The sequence below is a fragment of the Acetobacter fabarum genome, from assembly GCF_011516925.1.
Taxonomy (GTDB): Bacteria; Pseudomonadota; Alphaproteobacteria; order Acetobacterales; family Acetobacteraceae; genus Acetobacter; species Acetobacter fabarum.
This window is the reverse complement of record NZ_WOTG01000007.1, coordinates 60,177-78,198: the sequence shown is the minus strand read 5'-3', so window position 1 is coordinate 78,198 and position 18,022 is coordinate 60,177. Positions and strand designations below refer to the sequence as shown.

17 protein-coding genes are annotated in these 18,022 nt (G+C 55.0%); 4 read left to right on the top strand and 13 right to left on the bottom strand.

Annotation, left to right across the window (positions count from 1 at the left end; translation table 11 throughout):
• Positions 1–3: 3 nt before the first annotated feature.
• Complete coding sequence (locus GOB83_RS09650; RefSeq protein ID WP_086645096.1) at positions 4–2,355, bottom strand: helicase-related protein; 2,352 nt, start codon at positions 2,353–2,355, stop codon at positions 4–6.
• Between the two features lie 362 nt (positions 2,356–2,717).
• Between GOB83_RS09650 and GOB83_RS09645 the strand changes: the two genes are divergently transcribed.
• From GOB83_RS09645 to GOB83_RS09635, 3 genes are read left to right on the top strand one after another with little or no spacing between them, the layout of a single operon-like run.
• Positions 2,718–3,614: a ferredoxin--NADP reductase gene (locus tag GOB83_RS09645; protein WP_095350180.1), complete on the top strand. Its 897-nt coding sequence runs from the start codon at positions 2,718–2,720 to the stop codon at positions 3,612–3,614.
• A 58-nt stretch (positions 3,615–3,672) separates the two neighbouring features.
• Positions 3,673–5,070 (top strand): glutathione-disulfide reductase, encoded by a 1,398-nt coding sequence (gene gorA / locus GOB83_RS09640; RefSeq protein ID WP_165925903.1) that lies wholly within the window; start codon positions 3,673–3,675, stop codon positions 5,068–5,070.
• An 11-nt stretch (positions 5,071–5,081) separates the two neighbouring features.
• Positions 5,082–6,431, top strand: a complete 1,350-nt coding sequence (locus GOB83_RS09635; RefSeq protein WP_165925902.1) for a dihydroorotase — start codon at positions 5,082–5,084, stop codon at positions 6,429–6,431.
• A 143-nt stretch (positions 6,432–6,574) separates the two neighbouring features.
• Here the strand turns inward: GOB83_RS09635 and GOB83_RS09630 are convergent, their stop codons facing one another.
• The 12 genes from GOB83_RS09630 to GOB83_RS09575 form a co-directional block, all read right to left on the bottom strand.
• Entirely contained in the window at positions 6,575–8,119 is a 1,545-nt protein-coding gene (locus tag GOB83_RS09630; RefSeq protein WP_158093019.1) for a Tad domain-containing protein, read from the bottom strand.
• Positions 8,116–8,724 carry a TadE/TadG family type IV pilus assembly protein gene (locus GOB83_RS09625; protein ID WP_165925901.1) on the bottom strand — a complete coding sequence of 203 codons (609 nt, stop codon included), beginning with the start codon at positions 8,722–8,724 and terminating at the stop codon, positions 8,116–8,118. The genes GOB83_RS09630 and GOB83_RS09625 overlap by 4 nt, the downstream gene beginning before the upstream one ends.
• Positions 8,693–9,175, bottom strand: coding sequence for a TadE/TadG family type IV pilus assembly protein (locus GOB83_RS09620; RefSeq protein ID WP_165925900.1), 483 nt, complete (start codon positions 9,173–9,175; stop codon positions 8,693–8,695). Before GOB83_RS09620 ends, GOB83_RS09625 begins: the two co-directional genes overlap by 32 nt.
• Positions 9,162–9,827: a tetratricopeptide repeat protein gene (locus GOB83_RS09615; RefSeq protein ID WP_206752413.1), complete on the bottom strand. Its 666-nt coding sequence runs from the start codon at positions 9,825–9,827 to the stop codon at positions 9,162–9,164. Before GOB83_RS09615 ends, GOB83_RS09620 begins: the two co-directional genes overlap by 14 nt.
• A gap of 106 nt (positions 9,828–9,933) precedes the next feature.
• A complete protein-coding gene (locus GOB83_RS09610) occupies positions 9,934–10,872 on the bottom strand; it encodes a type II secretion system F family protein (RefSeq protein WP_086645088.1) in 939 nt (312 codons plus the stop codon).
• Entirely contained in the window at positions 10,872–11,837 is a 966-nt protein-coding gene (locus GOB83_RS09605; protein ID WP_086645087.1) for a type II secretion system F family protein, read from the bottom strand. The genes GOB83_RS09610 and GOB83_RS09605 overlap by 1 nt, the downstream gene beginning before the upstream one ends.
• Positions 11,834–13,234, bottom strand: coding sequence for a CpaF family protein (locus GOB83_RS09600; RefSeq protein WP_165925899.1), 1,401 nt, complete (start codon positions 13,232–13,234; stop codon positions 11,834–11,836). The genes GOB83_RS09605 and GOB83_RS09600 overlap by 4 nt, the downstream gene beginning before the upstream one ends.
• The gene (locus GOB83_RS09595) at positions 13,231–14,493 is read right to left on the bottom strand and encodes an AAA family ATPase (protein ID WP_165925898.1); all 1,263 of its coding nucleotides are present in this window, start codon (positions 14,491–14,493) and stop codon (positions 13,231–13,233) included. Before GOB83_RS09595 ends, GOB83_RS09600 begins: the two co-directional genes overlap by 4 nt.
• Before the next feature lie 3 nt (positions 14,494–14,496).
• Complete coding sequence (locus GOB83_RS09590) at positions 14,497–14,835, bottom strand: hypothetical protein (RefSeq protein WP_086645084.1); 339 nt, start codon at positions 14,833–14,835, stop codon at positions 14,497–14,499.
• Between the two features lie 6 nt (positions 14,836–14,841).
• Positions 14,842–16,296, bottom strand: a complete 1,455-nt coding sequence (locus tag GOB83_RS09585; protein WP_242005812.1) for a type II and III secretion system protein family protein — start codon at positions 16,294–16,296, stop codon at positions 14,842–14,844.
• The gene (gene cpaB, locus GOB83_RS09580) at positions 16,283–17,128 is read right to left on the bottom strand and encodes a Flp pilus assembly protein CpaB (protein WP_086645083.1); all 846 of its coding nucleotides are present in this window, start codon (positions 17,126–17,128) and stop codon (positions 16,283–16,285) included. Before cpaB ends, GOB83_RS09585 begins: the two co-directional genes overlap by 14 nt.
• Before the next feature lie 9 nt (positions 17,129–17,137).
• Positions 17,138–17,599, bottom strand: a complete 462-nt coding sequence (locus GOB83_RS09575; protein WP_165925897.1) for an A24 family peptidase — start codon at positions 17,597–17,599, stop codon at positions 17,138–17,140.
• Positions 17,600–17,610: 11 nt separating this feature from the next.
• Here GOB83_RS09575 and GOB83_RS15365 point away from each other — a divergent pair, with 11 nt between their 5' ends.
• Entirely contained in the window at positions 17,611–17,964 is a 354-nt protein-coding gene (locus tag GOB83_RS15365; protein ID WP_456304135.1) for a hypothetical protein, read from the top strand.
• Positions 17,965–18,022 lie beyond the last annotated feature (58 nt).

Here is an 18,022-nt window from a genome sequence, read left to right as displayed (position 1 = left end):
CGCTTACCCGTGCGTGGAACGGCGCGCACGGCTCTGCTGGCGCAGAACGCGCTCGATCCAGTCATTCAGCTTACGGGTGGTATCCTCCGCCTCTTCCCGGTCCGGGTAGATGGTGGGGAAACGCAGCGCCAGCCAGCGCCATGCCACCAGCCGCTTATGCCGTTTTTCGGCCCGCTCCAGTTCCTCACGCCCGGCGCGTTCGGCAGCAGGCAGCGGGCCTGTGCCCGGTGGCAGCACACGGCGGCCAGCAGCGTGGTCCGCCGCCCAGCCAACCAGACGCCTGATCCCGTTATCGCGGTCATCCACCGGGCACATGGCGTAGGACCAGCGGGTGGTCAGGTCCAGCCCTTCCACCCCTTCCAGCGCGGAGGCAATGGCAAAGGCCTGCTCCATATCCGACAGGCGGTAATTGGGATCATCCTTGCGCAGAACCGCCCTGTGAATGCGTGAGAGCACGCCATACAGACTTTGCGAGCCTATTTCGGACGCAACAGCTTTTACAATGTCCGCATCGGGCTGCACGTAGGGGCGCAGGTCATCGGGCAATTCGGCATCGGCATCCAGCTGGCGACGCACAAAGCTCGGGCTGCCTGCACCGGCCAGAACGGCCACAACGCCTGTCTCGTGCTTGCCAAAACGGCCCGCACGCCCGCCAATCTGCTTGACTTCCTGTACGGTCAGGTCGCGTGTCTGCCGGCCATCGTATTTTTTGAGCGCGGCAAACACCACCCGTTTGATGGACAGGTTAAGCCCCATGCCAATGGCATCTGTTGCCACCAGAATATCAGCCTGACCGTTGTTAAAGCGCTGCGCCTCCGCCCGGCGTACTTCCGGGCTGAGTGCGCCATACACCACAGCCACACGCTTGCCGTGCTGCATAAGGGCTGCACGCAGGTCCAGCACCTCCCTGCGGGAAAACGCAATCAGCGCATCCCCCGCCCCAAGGTCGGCCAGACGCACAGGCTGGCTGGCGGCCTTGAGCGGACTTTTACGCTCGAGCGAGATTTCATCCAGCGGGTCACCACATAGTTCGGCAATCCGGCGGACCATGGGAATACAGTCCGGCGCACCCAGCACATACAGGTGCCGCGCTGGTGCCCCCATAATGGCGGCTGTCCATGCGGCACCACGGTCCGTATCAAACAGCATCTGGGCTTCATCAATGACGGCCACATCAACCGGGCTGTAAAAGGGGCACATCTCCACCGTTGCAGCCAGATGCCGGCTTCCGGGGACTTCAATCCGCTCCTCCCCGGTGGACAGGGAAGCCTCAACCCCACGTGCGGCCAGCGCTTCACGGAACTCATGCGCCAGCAGACGCAGGGGGGCCAGAGCCAGCCCGCTCTCCGCCTGTGCCAGCGCATTAAGGGCTGTGTAGGACTTGCCGCTGTTGGTTGGCCCCGTGACCAGCGTAATCTGGCGGTTGAGGGCACGCGCGGTGCGGAAATGGGCCGCGTATTTGTCCAGCGCCGCCACACGGGCGATCACGGCATTGGCGACCTTGCGCCCCATATCCGGCGCATGTTTGCCCTTGCCCGGACCTGTTGCGGGGCCACGTTCCTCCTTGCGCCACTCGGACAGGTTGCCCCGCAGGGCCACAAGTGCTGCGGGGTCAAACTCCCACCGCTCCCGCCCACCGGGTTCCTGCACCTTACGCGCAACGGGTAGCCGATTCTCGGCAATCCAGCGCAGGGCCTCACGGTGGGAGCAATGGAGGAGTCGCGGCACCTCATTGAACGGCACAAGGCTGCTTTCCCATGCCTTAAGGTGCTCTTCCTCCTGTGCGCGTTTGTTCTGGGCGGTCTGTTCTATCCGGCTGGCGGCCCGCTGGCGCTGAGCCTCTTCCTTGCGGGCGGTCTCCAGAAAGGGGTCGCCTTCGGGCAGGTCAAAGGCAATGGCCACGGCCATAAGCAAAAGGTCGGTCTGGGCAGGGGATGGCACGCGCCCGATATCCACCAGATCCGCCTGAATGGCGGCAAACGCCGCATGGGGCGATGCTCCATACCCACGCAGGCGTGCCAGACTGACCGGAGCCAGAGCGTGCTCAAGCGCCTGATCATCCGCCGCCGGGTCGGTAATCCCGCCGACGGCCTCTTCTATTTCCTCCCGCGTAATCCAGATTCGGCCACTGCGGCGCGTACGGTCCAGCAGGCGGGAAATCCATTTTTTGCGCCGCACCTGGCACAGCGCAGCCCGATAGACCTCAACCGGAACTTCGCGCGCTCCGGGTTCAAGTGCCCGGGCAATGCGGCGCAGAACCTCTGTTTCTTCCTTGGGTTCGGGCTGGAGGCCCGTATGGGCCACGGCACGGGCAAGCGCTTCACGCGCGGGGGAGGCGGGGCTATCTGACGTCATGCCCTACTCTTGCGTCATCCCGGGCGGCGGAACAATGGGCCTTGCCCAATACTTCATGGAAAAATCAAACATTGCGCCCCGGCAATGGGGGGAACGGCGCAATATACGCTTGATATGGCAGCCGCCTTGTGCCCATTGTGCCCGCCACTGGCGGTTTGTGGCTTCCAAGCGAGGCTGTTCCTGCCCTGCTGTGTGAAGCAGGAACACGTCTTGTGACGAATTTGCACTGGCGTCCCACGCGCCTGCCCCTTAAAAACGCCGCCAAAGCACCAGGGTTGCCTTTTGCCTGTTGAAGCACTGCCCCCTTTGGGCAAAAGCGCGCCATCTATCTGATCTGCTATAAGCGGAGTACAAAGCGGTCCATGTCTGAAACCATTCTTGATAACGACGTTCTCCCCCGGATGTCTGCCTCTGAAGTGCCGAGCAGCCTGCTGCCGGTAGAAGGGCAGGACGGTGTGTGGCACCTTGCTCCCCCTACCAAGGAGTACGGCCACCTTTACCCGGCCAAGGTGCTGACCGTGCACCACTGGACCGACCGCCTGTTCACCTTCACCACCACGCGTGACCCCGGCCTGCGGTTTGAGAACGGCCAGTTCGCCATGATCGGGATTGAAGTGGACGGTAAGCCCCTGCTGCGCGCCTACTCCATTGCCTCCCCCAATTATGCGGACGAAATGGAGTTCCTCTCCATTGCCGTGCCTGATGGCCCGCTGACCTCGCGCCTGCGCCACGTCAAGGTAGGCGACACGGTTCTGATCGGGCGCAAGCCCACCGGCACCCTGCTGCTGGACAACCTGCGCCCCGGGCGGAACCTGTACTTCCTGTCCACCGGCACGGGTCTGGCTCCCTTCATGAGCCTGATCAAGGACCCGGAATGCTATGAGCGTTACGACCACGTGATCCTCAGCCATACGGTCCGTATTTCTGGCGAGCTGGCCTATGCCAACCATATCCGCCACGAACTGCCCCAGCACGAGTTCCTTGGCGAGGACATTAGCGGCAAACTGCTTTACTACCCCGCCGTCACGCGTGAGGACTTTGCCGTAACCGACCGCATTACCAAGCTGATCGAAACCGGCAAGATCTTTACGGATCTGAATATCCCCGCTCTGGACCCCGAGCATGACCGCGTGATGATCTGCGGTTCGCCCGAAATGCTGGCCGATACGGAAGCCCTGCTTCAGGCCCGCGGGTTTGATGAAGGCAACATGTCCACCCCCGGTGCTTACGTGGTGGAAAAAGCGTTTGCCGAACGGTAAAGGTAGTCCCACCTTACTGTAAAAGACCCTCAGCCCAGCACCAAAGGAGCCCTGCCCCATGACGTATGACTTTGATCTTCTGGTCATAGGAGCAGGCTCCGGCGGTGTTCGGTGCGCCCGCATTGCCGCCGGCCACGGTGCGCGTGTTGGTGTGGTGGAAAGCCGCCACTGGGGGGGCACATGCGTCAATCTTGGCTGTGTGCCCAAAAAGCTGATGGTCATGGCCAGCGATTATGCCGACATGGTGGAAGACAGCCACGGCTTTGGCTGGTCCACCGCACCGGGCACCCATAGCTGGCCCACCCTGATTGCCGCCAAGGACCGCGAAATTACGCGCCTGAACGGTATTTACGTCTCCATGCTGGAAAAAGCGGGCATTACCCTTTTTACCGGCCATGCCGAATTTGTGGATGGGCATACCCTGCGTATTACCCCCTCCCCTCTGGCCCCCACGGAACAGCCCCGGACCATTACCGCCGAGCGGATTGTGATTGCCACCGGCTCCACCCCCACCAAGCTGGATATTCCCGGAGCAGAACTGGCCATTACCTCGGACGAGGCCTTTGCCCTGCCGCAGCGCCCCGAACGGGTGGTCATGATTGGGAGCGGGTATATCGGCATTGAATTTGCCGGTATCTTTGCAGGACTTGGCTCGCAGGTAGACCTTGTTTACCGCCGCGACCTGCCCCTGCGTGGCTTTGATGAAGACATGCGCACCGCACTGGCAGACGCCATAGATGCCCGTGGCATTACCCAGCACCGCCATGCCAACCCCACCAGCATAACCCGGAACGGCGCCGAGCTGGTCCTGACACTGGATAACGGGCAGACCCTGCGCGCAGACTGCATCTTCATGGCCACAGGCCGCCGCCCCAAAATTGATGCGCTGGGACTGGGCAAGACATCCATCACCACCGCCGATAACGGCCGCATTCAGGTTGATGGCAATAGCGAGACGGCACATCCCGGCATTTACGCCATTGGGGACGTGACCGACCGTATCAACCTCACCCCCGTTGCCATTGCGGAAGGGCATAATCTGGCCGATCGCCTGTTTGGGCAGGCCCCCCCGCGCCAGTGGTGCTACGCGACCACTCCCAAGGCAGTCTTTTTCTCCCCCCCTCTCGCCACGGTTGGTCTGACGGAGGAGGAAGCCACACAAAACGGGGCTGTGGATATTTACCTCACCCGCTTTAACCCCATGCGCTACACGCTGGCAGGCCGCGTGCGCAGAACGGTCATGAAACTGGTTGTGGACCAGCAGAGCCAGAAGGTGGTTGGTGTGCATATTCTGGGCGACGAAGCACCGGAAATGCTACAGGCCGTAGCCATTGCCGTAACAGCCGGACTGACCAAAGCCGACTTTGACCGCACCATTGGTATTCACCCCACCTCAGCCGAGGAACTGGTGACCATGCGCACCCGCACACGCACCACCCCCAAAGCTGACAAGTAAGGACAACCCCCATGGCCGCATCCGCACAGAACACTCCGCACAAGGCGCATGATCTGGCGCTCAAAAACGGTTCCGTTGTCCTGCCTGATGGCACGGTGGAAACAACGGTATATGTGCGTAATGGCCAGATTAGCGCCATTGGCGGCACGGCAGATGCAGCGCGGGTTATTGATTGTAGCGGCCTGACCATTCTCCCCGGCGTGATCGACACTCAGGTTCATTTCCGTGAACCCGGGGCGGTGGAAAACGAAGACCTTGAAACCGGCAGCCGGTCCGCCGTGCTTGGCGGGGTCACTGGCGTTTTTGAAATGCCGAACACCAAACCCACCACCTCCACGCCCGAAGCCGTGGCCGACAAGCTGGCCCGCGCCAAAGACCGGATGTGGTGCGAACACGCATTTTATGTTGGTGCAACATCCGACAATGCCGACCAGTGCGGGGAGCTGGAAAAACTGCCCGGCACTGCGGGGATCAAGGTGTTCATGGGGTCTTCCACAGGCAACCTGCTGGTCTCTGATGATGCCATGCTTGAGCGCGTCCTGCGCTCCGGCCAGCGCCGGGTGGCCATTCATGCCGAAGATGAAGCCCGGCTGATCGAACGCATGGGAGAACGTGTGGAAGGGGACCCCTCCTCCCACCCCGTCTGGCGGGATGATGAAACGGCATTACGCGCAACTGCCCGTGTGCTGCATCTGGCCCGCAAAACCGGGCGGCGCGTGCATATCCTGCACATTACCACCCCTGCGGAACTGGAACTGATTGCCCAGCACCGCGACATCGCCACCTGTGAGCTAACGCCCCAGCACCTGACACTGGCAGCCGAGGATGCTTACCCGCGTCTGGGCACGTTTGCCCAGATGAACCCCCCCATCCGCTCCGCTGCACACCGCGACGGACTGTGGCACTGGGTCACGCAGGGTATGCCCGATGTAATTGGCTCCGACCATGCGCCCCATAGTCTGGCCAACAAGAGCAAGCCCTACCCGGCCTCCCCTTCCGGCATGCCGGGTGTGCAAACACTGCTCCCCCTTATGCTCAACCATGTGGCCCACCACCGCCTGACCTTGCGCCGGCTGGTGGACCTGACATCCGCCGGCCCCCAGCGCCTGTTTGGTCTGGTTCGCAAAGGCCGGATTGCCGTGGGGTATGATGCGGACTTTACCATTGTGGACCTGAAGGCCCGCTGGACCATAGAGCAGGACTGGCTGGCCTCCCGCTGTGGCTGGTCCCCGTTTACGGGCGAGACCCTGACCGGCAAACCTGTGGGCACCGTTATTCGCGGGCAGCAGGTGATGTGGGAAGGAACACTGGCGGACAAAGCAACAGGTCAACCCTTCCGCTTTGACGCGACCGACAAGTAAAACGCAACGTCGTCAGCTTCCAAAACGGCAGGCCCCGCGCCGGTTATATCAGGGAAACACAGCCGATAAGCGGTTCAAGCGCCGCTTATCGGCCCTAATATTGCCCCTGCAACAACTACCGGCAGAAAACCTTACCCACACACTTACTGAGACAACCGCAAAGCGGAAATCTGGCCAGCGATGTTGGAAAAGGCCGTTTGCATATCCGAAGCATTGGGTGATTCGAAGTAATGGTTACTATCGGTTGCACACGCCTTCATGGTGTTGATTGCAGCCGTATCCACCGATGAACCCTGATGCGTATAGAGAATAACAAACAGGTCTATGCCCATCGCCTTCATGTTAGAACAGACCTGCACCACAAGATTATCCAGTATGGGTCGCACAGTATCCTGAAACCCATAATAATACCCGTTTACCGTAGCCAGGTTATTATCCAGCAAACGCCCGAATGCTGTTTCGTCACTATTCCACCATCCCCCCATATTGTCATAATAATCAGGATAGCCATAGTAACAGGGGCACATCTGGTTCGTGCCATCGGTCATCAGCACCAGAATCTTCTTTGTGCTGGATTGCCCGTAATCATAGGGCATGTCCGGCAATGAACTGGACCACAGACCTTTCCACTTGGGGCTAATTGTAAACCAGCCCATCTGCAACGCATTCTGGATCAGGGTTCCACCACGCTGCAGCATGGGCATAAGGCTGATTTCTTTTTCAACGGTCGCCTTTGCCGCAGTCTCGGGCAACAGTGCAAGCGGCGGACAGCCCAAATTGGGGCCGACTTCACCGCTGGAAACCCTTGGGGGAGCAGACGCGGATAATGTAATTGGGGCTGTTTCCGTAATGCCGGGGCGGCCGGAAACACTCCAGTCATTATCCCCCTGCAGGTAGCTACAGCCGCCAAACCACGAACAATAATAAGGTGTTTTCTGGTAAGTGGTGGGCCAGAAAAACGGCTTGAACAGATAACTGGATACGGGCGGATTCTCACTCATATCTGCCGTTCCATCACTCGCATAACGTGCGAACACACATCCACCCCAGCCATTTTTGCCATATTTCAGGGTGGAAATATTGGAGGAACTATCCAGCCAGTCTGTATGCGAGTTGCCAATATTTACCTCGCCACCAAACGGCACAACAGAAACCCATGTGGTTGTCGTTGTTGTACTGTCCCCATACACCGTTTCGACCAGATTGGTTGCGCCCGTTCTAAGAGCCAAAATACCGTCCGAACCCAGTGAGTTCGTATTATCCAGCACAAGAGCGACCTCAAGCCCGCCCCCTGCCGCAACAACCTGAGCCTGCGCCACAACCGGGATCTGATTCCAGCCAAAAATTTTAGCAAACACCATCGGCACATATGCTGTGGCCGAGATGTTCAGCGTAGATGCATCCACAAACGTAATTTTGGGCCCAGGCGTTTGTGATCCAAGCGGACCAATCCCATTGGCAACGTGATTGACTGCAAAATTCTGCCAGAACACCAGTGTAGCATCTGCATCACGGGTGGAAGCCTTGACCTCCCTCCCAGCTGTAAGGGCTGCCGCATCAATAGCGGTTTGCAGTCTTACACGCGTCAGATAGGTGCGGGAAAAGTCGATACCCATGGCAACAGAGGCAACCATGGCAAACATGACTATACCAACAACCAGCCCCACAGCGCCCTTTCGATCCATCATGTGCATTCTTTCGCTGTTGCTGTGGTATCAAGTTTGCCTACGCCAATATTGGTACCAAAAAAACGGGCTGGCAAAACGGACTGGCTGCTGAGCACCGGACTATCCCGGTTGGTCATAAGCCCCGAAGCAAACTGCCATAACCCGGGCCGGGCAAATGCCTCCACTGCAATAAATGTCTGAGCAGGATTCATGGAGACACCGGATATTGCATATTGCGAAAGACTCGCTGATGTAATCCCGCTTTTAAAGGTAGTGGAGCCAACCTGCTTCTGCCAGTAAATGGTGAGCTTATTATTACTATCCGGTCCTATCGCTGTAATGATAACGGCACCATTGGTTGTACCGACAATGTCCAGAGGTGCCGCGATCTGCTGCGCATCGGCAAAAAAAACATTCAGGTCATACGGGTCTGAAATATGCTGGCACTGGGCAATAATCTGCCCCACCTGCGTCGTCACAGAGTGAAGGCGCATCCAGTTCCTGAATTCAAAAATCATGTCTGCTGCCCCCAGCAGCAGCAAAAGAGCCACAGGAGCAACAAGCGCCAGTTCCAGCGCTACAGAGCCCTTACGGTTAGCAGCTAATCGTGCCTGAAAACGGTTCATTTTTAACCAACGATGATACTTTATGGACCATACTCCTAGAGTTCATAATCCACCTTCCAAAAAAAGTAAGGTATGGCTGAGTATAAACAAATGTATAAATCATTGTATCCCCCCCAGCACCCCCAAATCCACTGCCACTGGAAGAAACAGCCGTAGCATTATTTGCCGCCGACGTTATTGTCAGGTTTTCGGGTTTTAAAATTGTCGGGGCACGTAGCGTCACAAGAAAAACAATAGCCTGAGCACGACATGTTGGAGAGGCCTTTACGTTTGGCACAATCGACTGCCCGGTTGATGCAAAGCGTATTGCTTCGTCCACCCCGTTCCGCAGCGCAGCCTCGGTTTCCAGCTGCCAGCCAACCTCTATCGTGCCCACCACAACCATAATCAGCAACAGAGCCGTTAGCGCAAACTCGACTGCGGCCGCACCACGACGATCATTGCGCAACATAAGGGCGCGTCCTGAATTTGGAAAAAGACGCCATGACAATGTTTGCCTGCGCCTTTGGCATATCCTGCATGAGCGTATTCCGCGCATTATTCCGGTATCCAGCCAAGTATTGTGCCAGTGCAAAATTGGCCCGCACCCTGCTTGAAGTCGTATCCGGTGCAGCAGCAATAGGTTCCAGAATATCCAGCGCCTGAGCGTACTGCCCACTCAACACATACGACAGCCCCAGATTGCTCTGAGCAGACACTTTCATTGGATCAAGCCCCATGGCCTTCCTATAGGCCGCCTGCGCAGGCACATATTGGCCCTGCAGGTCATACGAAACGCCCAGATCAACCCATGCCTGCACATCGCGCGGATAACGCTTGACCATATCCTGTAACAGCACCGTTGCCTGCGGCGGATCGATCTTCAGCTTGATCTTGGCCAGACCTTTGGTTGCTTCCAGGGAATGCGGCTTGTGCTGGAGGGCTTTTTCAAAAAAAATGGCGGCTGCCTGATTACGGCCCATGCTGGCATTGACCTTACCCAGTTCAGTCAGGGCTTTAGGGTCATCCGGATGTTCATTCAGATAATGCTTTAGCACCTCCAGAGCCGCCTGAGGGGCGCCATCCCGCAATTCTGCATCGGCCTTGACAACTTCATCCGTCATCGCCGACTGCGTTCCGCAACCGGCAAGCAACGGGAGCAGCAGAAACAGCAGGACATTCATGTATCTGATACGGTACATCTCTATTGTACTCTTCTCTTCCCTTAGATTAGTTATAAAACGTCTTCACAACCTGAAGGAAGGCTGGTCCACCAGCAATAATGAACACGATTGGCAGAAAAAATAGAATCATAGGCAACGTCAGCAATACCGGCAGCTGAGCAGCACGGGCTTCATACTCAATCATGCGATTCTTACGAATTTCAACAGAAAGAGCGCGCAACGCCAGCGTTACCGACGACCCGACCTGAATAGTCTGGCTTAAGGAATTGGCAATACGGCGCATATCCAGCAATCCCGTGCGGCTTGCCATCAACTGAAAAACTTCCCGTCGATCAGTAATCATGTTCATCTCCTGAGCCGTCAACTGAAACTCAAAAGCCGTACTCGGATTGACACTCTTCATTTCCAGCGCCACGCGATTAATGGCCGCTTCAATTGCCAAGCCTGCATCCGCACAGATTACCAGCATATCCAGCGCATCAGGGAGTCCTTTTTCTACCGCTTTAAGATAACTCTTCCTCCATTGCCGAATAAGGATATCAGGTAACAGCAAGCCAAAAATGGCCCCGGCAACAGGAGCAATAATATGCAATGCAGGTTTGGAAAAAAAATCATAGGAAAAAAACCAAGCAACAAAGCCGCCAACCGGTAGCAGGATCAGCTTACATCCAACAAAGATTTCCAGATAATGACTTCCTATATAAGAACTTGCACGCAAGCCTTCTGTAAACGCCTGAATGCTCTTTTCATCTATAATTCCACTTTTGAGAACAACTTGGCCTATTTTTTGAAATACTACTGAAAATCTACCCCCTTTTCGTTCTTCAACAGAATTAGGGTCGAGCTCGCCTACAGTCGCCAGAATAACCCGTAAACGTTTGGCACGTCTGTCGTCACTGCGTGTTTTGGCCACCAGAATGAGCACAGAAGCGCAGAACACCGCCAGCAAGCAAAGGAATATGATGATGTTCAGATAAGATGCCATTAGAGATCAAGAGTTCTGCTGATAATTATCTTCATAACGGCCATCCCCAAAACAAACAAAAAGATGGCAGACGCCAAGAGGTAATGACCAGACTGCGTCCAAAAAAGCTGGTTGATATAGTCCGGATTAACGAACTCCAACAGAATGGCAATAAAAAAGGGCAGTGCAGCCAGGACGTAAGAACTCATTTTAGCTTCGCTGGAAAGTGCAAGGCCTCGTTTGTAAATGGCAATCTGCTGCTTGATCGTATCTGCTAGCGATGACAGCACATCAGCCAGCGCGCCCCCCGTAGAAGACTGAATACTGATAACCGTTGCCAGAAAACGGTATTCCTGAAGATCAACCCGGTCCGCCACAGCCTGCAGAACCTCCCCCAAACTCCGGCCCACGGCAACCTCGCCCGCAATGACTTTAAACTCCCTGCACGTTGGTTCGTCGCTTTCCTCACTGACAACAATCATGCAGCGCGAAAGGGGGACACCAACACGTAAGGAACGCACCATCATACCAATTGCATCGGGAAATTGTGTATATAATTTTTTTTTGTATCGATTCCGCAGAAAATTACAAATAAAGCGGATAGTAGCAACCCATATGAAAAAGTTTATAATAACGCTCCATATACCGATAACACTAAACAGATAGTAAAGCGTTATGGTCGGGAATATGGAGGACAATAAATATATCTTCAGCAAACCCACATCACTATGTGCATAATGTTGTGGATTATACTTTGAAGCCCAGATCAAAAATTTTCTGATAAAACCAGATTCAACAATATATACAGCCCACTCCACCGGTGTACGTTTGCGTGGCTCAATATTGTGCAGAAGGTAAGAGCTTATTTCTTTATAGATACGCTTATTGCGACGATCTTTAGCTATGCTGGACTGATAAAGAAGGTACGCAAGAACATTAATACCCGCAAAAAATAAAAAACCAATAACCAGAAGGAAACTGGTCATAAGGACACGCTTTCAAACGCGGCATTCCATACGCCATCCATCTGGTTATAAACGAGTTTTTCATAAAAGCTGGGGCGAATGCGCGAGACTTCATAGCTTGTCAACAGCTTGCCTTCTGCATCCTCACCATCAAACTGCATCCGGAAAATATCGTTCAGAACGACAACATCCCCTTCAACACCCGAAACGTCTGTCACCTGAGTAATCCGGCGGCCGCCATCCCTATGACGCCCAACCTGAATAATCATGTCAACCGCACCAACAATCTGGTTACGGATCGCAGAAATAGGCAGACCGAAGTTGCCCATCTGCACCATGCTTTCAATACGTGTCACGCCATCACGCGTTGTGTTCGCATGGACCGTGGACATACTGCCATCATGGCCGGTGTTCATGGCCTGAAGCATATCAAACGCTTCAGCACCACGGACCTCCCCGATAATAATGCGGTCAGGGCGCATACGCAGAGCATTACGCACAAGATCGCGCTGCGTCACTTCCCCCTTGCCTTCCAACGACACAGGGCGTGTTTCCATACGCACAACATGCGGCTGTTGAAGCTGGAGTTCCGCGGCATCTTCAACGGTAATCACACGCTCGCCAAAATCGATAAAATGCGAAAGTGCATTCAGTAGCGTGGTTTTACCAGAACCCGTGCCGCCAGAAATTACAACATTCAAACGGATCCGTGCTGCAATTTCGAGAATTTTGGCAACGGCAGGCGTGCAGCTACCATTATTAACCAACTGCTGAAAACTGATTTTGTGGCGCGAGAATTTACGAATGGACAGATAAGGACCATCCAGCGCCAGAGGCGGGAAAACAATATTAACACGCGAGCCATCTTTAAGGCGCGCATCGACCATCGGGCTTGATTCATCCACACGTCGGCCGACATCTGACGCAATGCGCTGGCAAACAGACGCAAGGTGGCGCGCATCCCGGAAGCGGATATTGGACGGCTGCGTTTTCCCGCTCCGTTCAACAAAAATGCTGTTGGGCCCGTTGACCATAATATCTGCAATACTATCGTCATCAAGCAGCGGCTGAATGGGGCCCAGCCCCTTCATGTCATGAACAAGTTCAGTCGCAATACGGCGCTGCTCACGCAGATTGAGCTGAATCCGCTGCTCCGTGGCAACCTGATCGACCACCTGCTCGACCTGTTCAAGCAGGTCCTCGGCCGACAGGGATAAAACTATTGTAGGATCAAGCCGGTTTAAGCACAGCGGACGCAAAATAAGCGACTGATCGGACAGCGCAGGGCTTTCAACCTCTGCGGCAGGTGCCGTTTCCTGCGGAGCGACTGCTGCTGCATCAGGCACGCTAAACTCGTCTTGCACATTTTGCATGCGGCGCAGACGATCAACAATCTCATTTTGCTTGCTAGAGCTCATTTCTTAAACCGTGCTCCCAAAGCTTTTATTTTTTCTTTGAGTTGTGCAAAAAATCCTCCCTTGGAAAGGGAGGAACTCAACGTAACAGCCAGTGCACCATGTGCCAGCTGTTCAATAGTCTGGCGGTACACTTTGTTTTTGGTAACAACCAGCTTGCCGTCGATTTCAGCGTTTCCACAATCTGCGGGCAGATACGGCATGAGTATATCAGGCTCTGTGCCCAGACTCTGCGTAATCTCGTCCAGTGACAAGGACCCAGGCCGCCCCACATTGTTGACAACAATAAACGGCTTGCTGACAGGCGAAACACGCGGAAGGCTGGCCATGACCCGCAGTGCATCACGCACGGAGACAATGGTTGGATCCATTATTAAGATATACTGCTGTGCTTGCCCCAGAACACGCATATACACGTCATCATCCGACCATTTTACTTCGGTCAGGACAAAACGAAAACGAGGGCGCACAAGTTCCATCAACCGGGTAACAGCGTTACTCCCGATTTTGGGCAACGTGTTCAGATCCCCCATGCTCGACAGAACCTGCAAACGCTCTCCAACGGCCTGCATGCTACGTTCAAGCAGCAGTTCGTCCATACGGTCGGGCGTTTCCAGAGCAGACCGGAAGCCACCGTTGGTATTAATATCCAGCAGCGTTGCCATTTTGCCTGCGCGCAGGTCAAAATCGATCAGCAACGAATATCGGCGGGCTTCTTCTGCCAGAAAATAAGCCAGATTTGTGGTGAGAGTTGTCGCTCCCACGCCATCGCGCACCCCGATGCAGGCAATCAGGCTGGCCCCTTCCATCAGGCGATGCGTGTCACGCCCGTGAAGAATAATCGGACCAAAAATACGTAAAATCAGGTTACGGCTGAAGGGACGATACAAATATTCCGCCGCCCCAAACACGTGGGTTACGCTTCGGTAGAAATCCGCATCGGTGCGATCACCCAACACCATAATGGTTACGTCGGGTGGCAATAACTCCGTAACTGTACGCAGAACGCCTAATGCGTCACTTTCTCCACCAACATCGATAATCAGATAAGATGGAAACTCATGCTTACCCAGGTAGGAGATCGCAAACGCCCCTGACCCGCGCAAAACCTGCACTGTGCCGGACCGGAGCTCTTTCAGGCATTCGGTGAGCTGCGCCTCTGTATCCGCGTCCTGCACAAAAGCAAGGACGCTGCCCTGCTTTATGTTGTCAGTATCACCAGGCTGCTGCTGGGGCTGGGACTGCTCTGGGGGAAGTGCCACGTGTTATTGCCCCCCACCACTGCTACTGGTAGCGACTCCACCCCCGGAGTTCCCCTGATCCTCACCGTTCATATTCAACTCAGCCAGACCACTCCGGCCAAGGCTTTTGACACGGTCTTCGCGCCAACGTTCCACCGCAGCCACGGCTGTCTGCCCGTCAGACGGCGGCAGCGGACGACCTCTTTGCAAATCTCGTTTATTCTCTACCTGTGCGGCCGTGTTGGCATCGTAAACCCCCAGACTCCGCCAGTGATAAGACTGGTCAAGCGGTTCCATAACCGAACAGTCCGCCAAACCCATCAACAGGATAACCGCAGTGCCTGACACTATTTTATACGACATAAGGTGCTACTCCACCATAAAACCAGCATCGCCGGTTTCCAGACGCTGCCAGGGGCGTCTACGAGAAACATCGGTGCCACTCTGACGCATCATAAAAATACGTTCCATGTCATTTGGCGGCGTCCAGCCTTCATCCGGTGTGTGCAGCTCTTTTTCGTTGCTCACCGGCTTGACCAGATACGGCGTGGCAATAATGACCAGTTCGCTCTCGTCTTTCTGGAAGCTTGAGGATTTGAACAACGCCCCCAGCACAGGAATATCCCCCAGCCATGGCAGGCCTTGACCCGTAATTTTTGTGCTATCCGACATAAGGCCAGCAAGAACAAAGCTTTGCCCGCTTGCCATTTCCACGGTTGTATCTGCACGCCGGACAGTAATCGCTGGAATCTGAACAGAAGAGTTCCCAGCCGAGAGTGTTACTGCCCCGTTAGAAGAAAGCGCGCTCACCTCGGGCCTTACATGCAGACTGATACGGCCATCCCCTAAAACCGTGGGAACAAACGCCAAAGAAATACCATACTGCTTAAAGCTGACGTTGGTCGTATTATTGTAACTGGAAACCGGAACAGGGTATTCACCACCAACTACAAAATTGGCAGGCTGCCCGCTAATCGTGGTCAAGTTTGGTTCGGCAAGGCTATGCACCAGACCATCTCTGGCCAGCATATCCACAACCGTTTCCAGCGTGACCGACTGGCTACCGGCTTTAAAACGCGAGAGAAAGCCAATGCTGCTTTTGGTCGTTGCCAGTGTTTCCAAGGGGCTAGAAGTCGCAAGGCCGATAACTGCCGATGTTCCCAAGGCGTTAACGTTTTGCCATTCCACCCCAAGCTCACGCACCAACGAGCGATCCATTTCAACAATACGGATCTTGAGGTTCACCTGAATGGAGCCGTGCATTTTGGAATAATCGGACACAAAACCGTCTTTACCGACCAACCCACGAGCACGGTCGCTAAAACGCCAGGCTTTTTCAGGATTATCGGAATCCCCATCAATGTTCAGCCCGTCTGGCGTGGCCGTAGCCCGGAGCATCGGCACAATTTTGCCAGCAGAGTGATCCAGTGTATTGGCGGGATAAGTGGAGGGCTCAACACGCACCGCGTAATGGTCAATCGCCTGCCCATTGGTATCTGCCGCAACAATACTTGTGCGACCGGCGGACAGCCCGAAGACAAACACGCTGTGTGGACTTGCCGGACGTATTTCCGCAACCTTTGGATCAGCTGAAAACACGTTCTCGGCTGAGCCGGACAGTTCAACCAGCTTACCGTTCCCGACCTCAAGGGTCAGCACCGAAAGGGAGCGGGGCTGCGCCGCATGGCGCTTTGCAGCAACTGGCGCATGGTGCCTTCTGGGATGCGCTTTTGCTTTGCGCGCGGATGCCTCCATTGGAGGACACATGCCAAACAATACGATGCCACTTAGCGCAATCCGCATGGCTCTTTTAAAAGTGGACATCTTGAGCGCCTGAAATCCCATTATAGACATGCATAACCTTTACGCCGCCCTTCACCTGCTGACTATCAGACGCAGAGACAGAGTATTCCCAGACCGGGGGTGTGGCAAGATCATCATGTGAGCCACCAAGCGATTGAACTGTCAGCACTATTTGACCAAGTTGCTGGGCCGTACCCAGAACACCTGACTGCTCAGGCGTGACTTCCAGAGTTACTGTTCGCACGTCTATACCGGCCTGCTCAGTAACATTCCGGCTTCCACGCGGGGATAGAGCACCACCCACGGCAACAACCCGGATACCTGAAAGGACAATTTTAGAGACGAGGCGCGAAACATTGCTTCCGCCAGCACCATCTCCGACCCGTTCGGTCATCACCACATCGACTCTATCACCAGGTTCGATAAGGCCTGACACGCCTGAGGCCAGATTGACGCCAATGCTCAGTGCGCGCATCCCGGGCTTCAGAACCGCGGAAAGAAAGCCGTGGTCCCCGACTCGAAGAAACGCCTGTTCAACAATTCCGCCGCCCGCAGGAAGATCCATCCGCAGCAGCGCCCCTTCCAGAGCCTGCCGGTTCGCTGGAGTATCCTCCAGACTCCCTGGGGGGACATAATCATCGGGGATAGCCGATGTAACCAAGTCTGCCTCGCGGAGAAAATCACCCGCATGCATGGCATGCCGGACCGTGAGCAGTTTTTTTGTATGAACAACAACTTCCTGCTGGGCGGCCTTCTGCGGTGCAGGCGCGGGGGACATAATAACTTTCCCGAGCACAAAAAGACCAATCAAGCCGATCACACCAATGAACAACATCGCAATACGCGTGACCATTCTTACCGCCTACCACTCACCCCGCAGGGTCGTCATAATGAAGCCAATCGCAATAGCCACAGCATAGGGTAGGGACATACCCCGCCTAATCCGCCAGGCCTCGACGCGCAGAACGCGATTTTTTGTTGTCCTCTTTGATATGATTGGCAACCTGTTCCGACCAAAGAGATACAGCATGGCCAGAACACCGCCAGCCAAACCAATATTCAAAAGAAAAATAAGCTGCTCATACGGCATAAAAAACAATGAGGTTGCGGCAATCAGCTTAACATCCCCACCCCCGATGACTCCGAGACTCCACAAGAAAAAAAGCAGGAGATAAATCAGGGCACCAAAGGCAAGGGAAATCCAATGGACTGCCGCACCATTTAAAATCGCAAGAGCCAGAAGACCCAGACTGACCCAGTCCGGGATCTCCCGCACTCGCACGTCAACCCACATGGCATAGCAAAGGAGGGCATAGGCTGCCATGAGAACAAACCATGACACCACTAGACCCTCTGACCATTGCCCCTCAGGAGCGCAAAAGCACTCCCAAGGTTACACCTCGTAAACCGACGCAAGGCCGCAGCAATATCCTTCGCAATTACGACGAAATACTTTGTGCAATCAAGTTGAACGTCGAGTTGAGCTTGGAACCGAGAGTCGTCAAGCCAGTGATAATTACCACAGCAATCAAGGAAGCAATCAGAGCATATTCAATAGCCGTCACCCCGCGCTTATCCTTAATGGAAAAAAAACGGGCAACCACTGCTGCATATTCATTTACTCGCAACATGTATCATTCTCCTAAATCTAAAAAATCAATGGAGGTTACCCCCACTGGTTTACGCTAGTGTGTACTATTAATACACATCGGGTTACATATTAATTGCTTTAAATCAAAATTTCAAA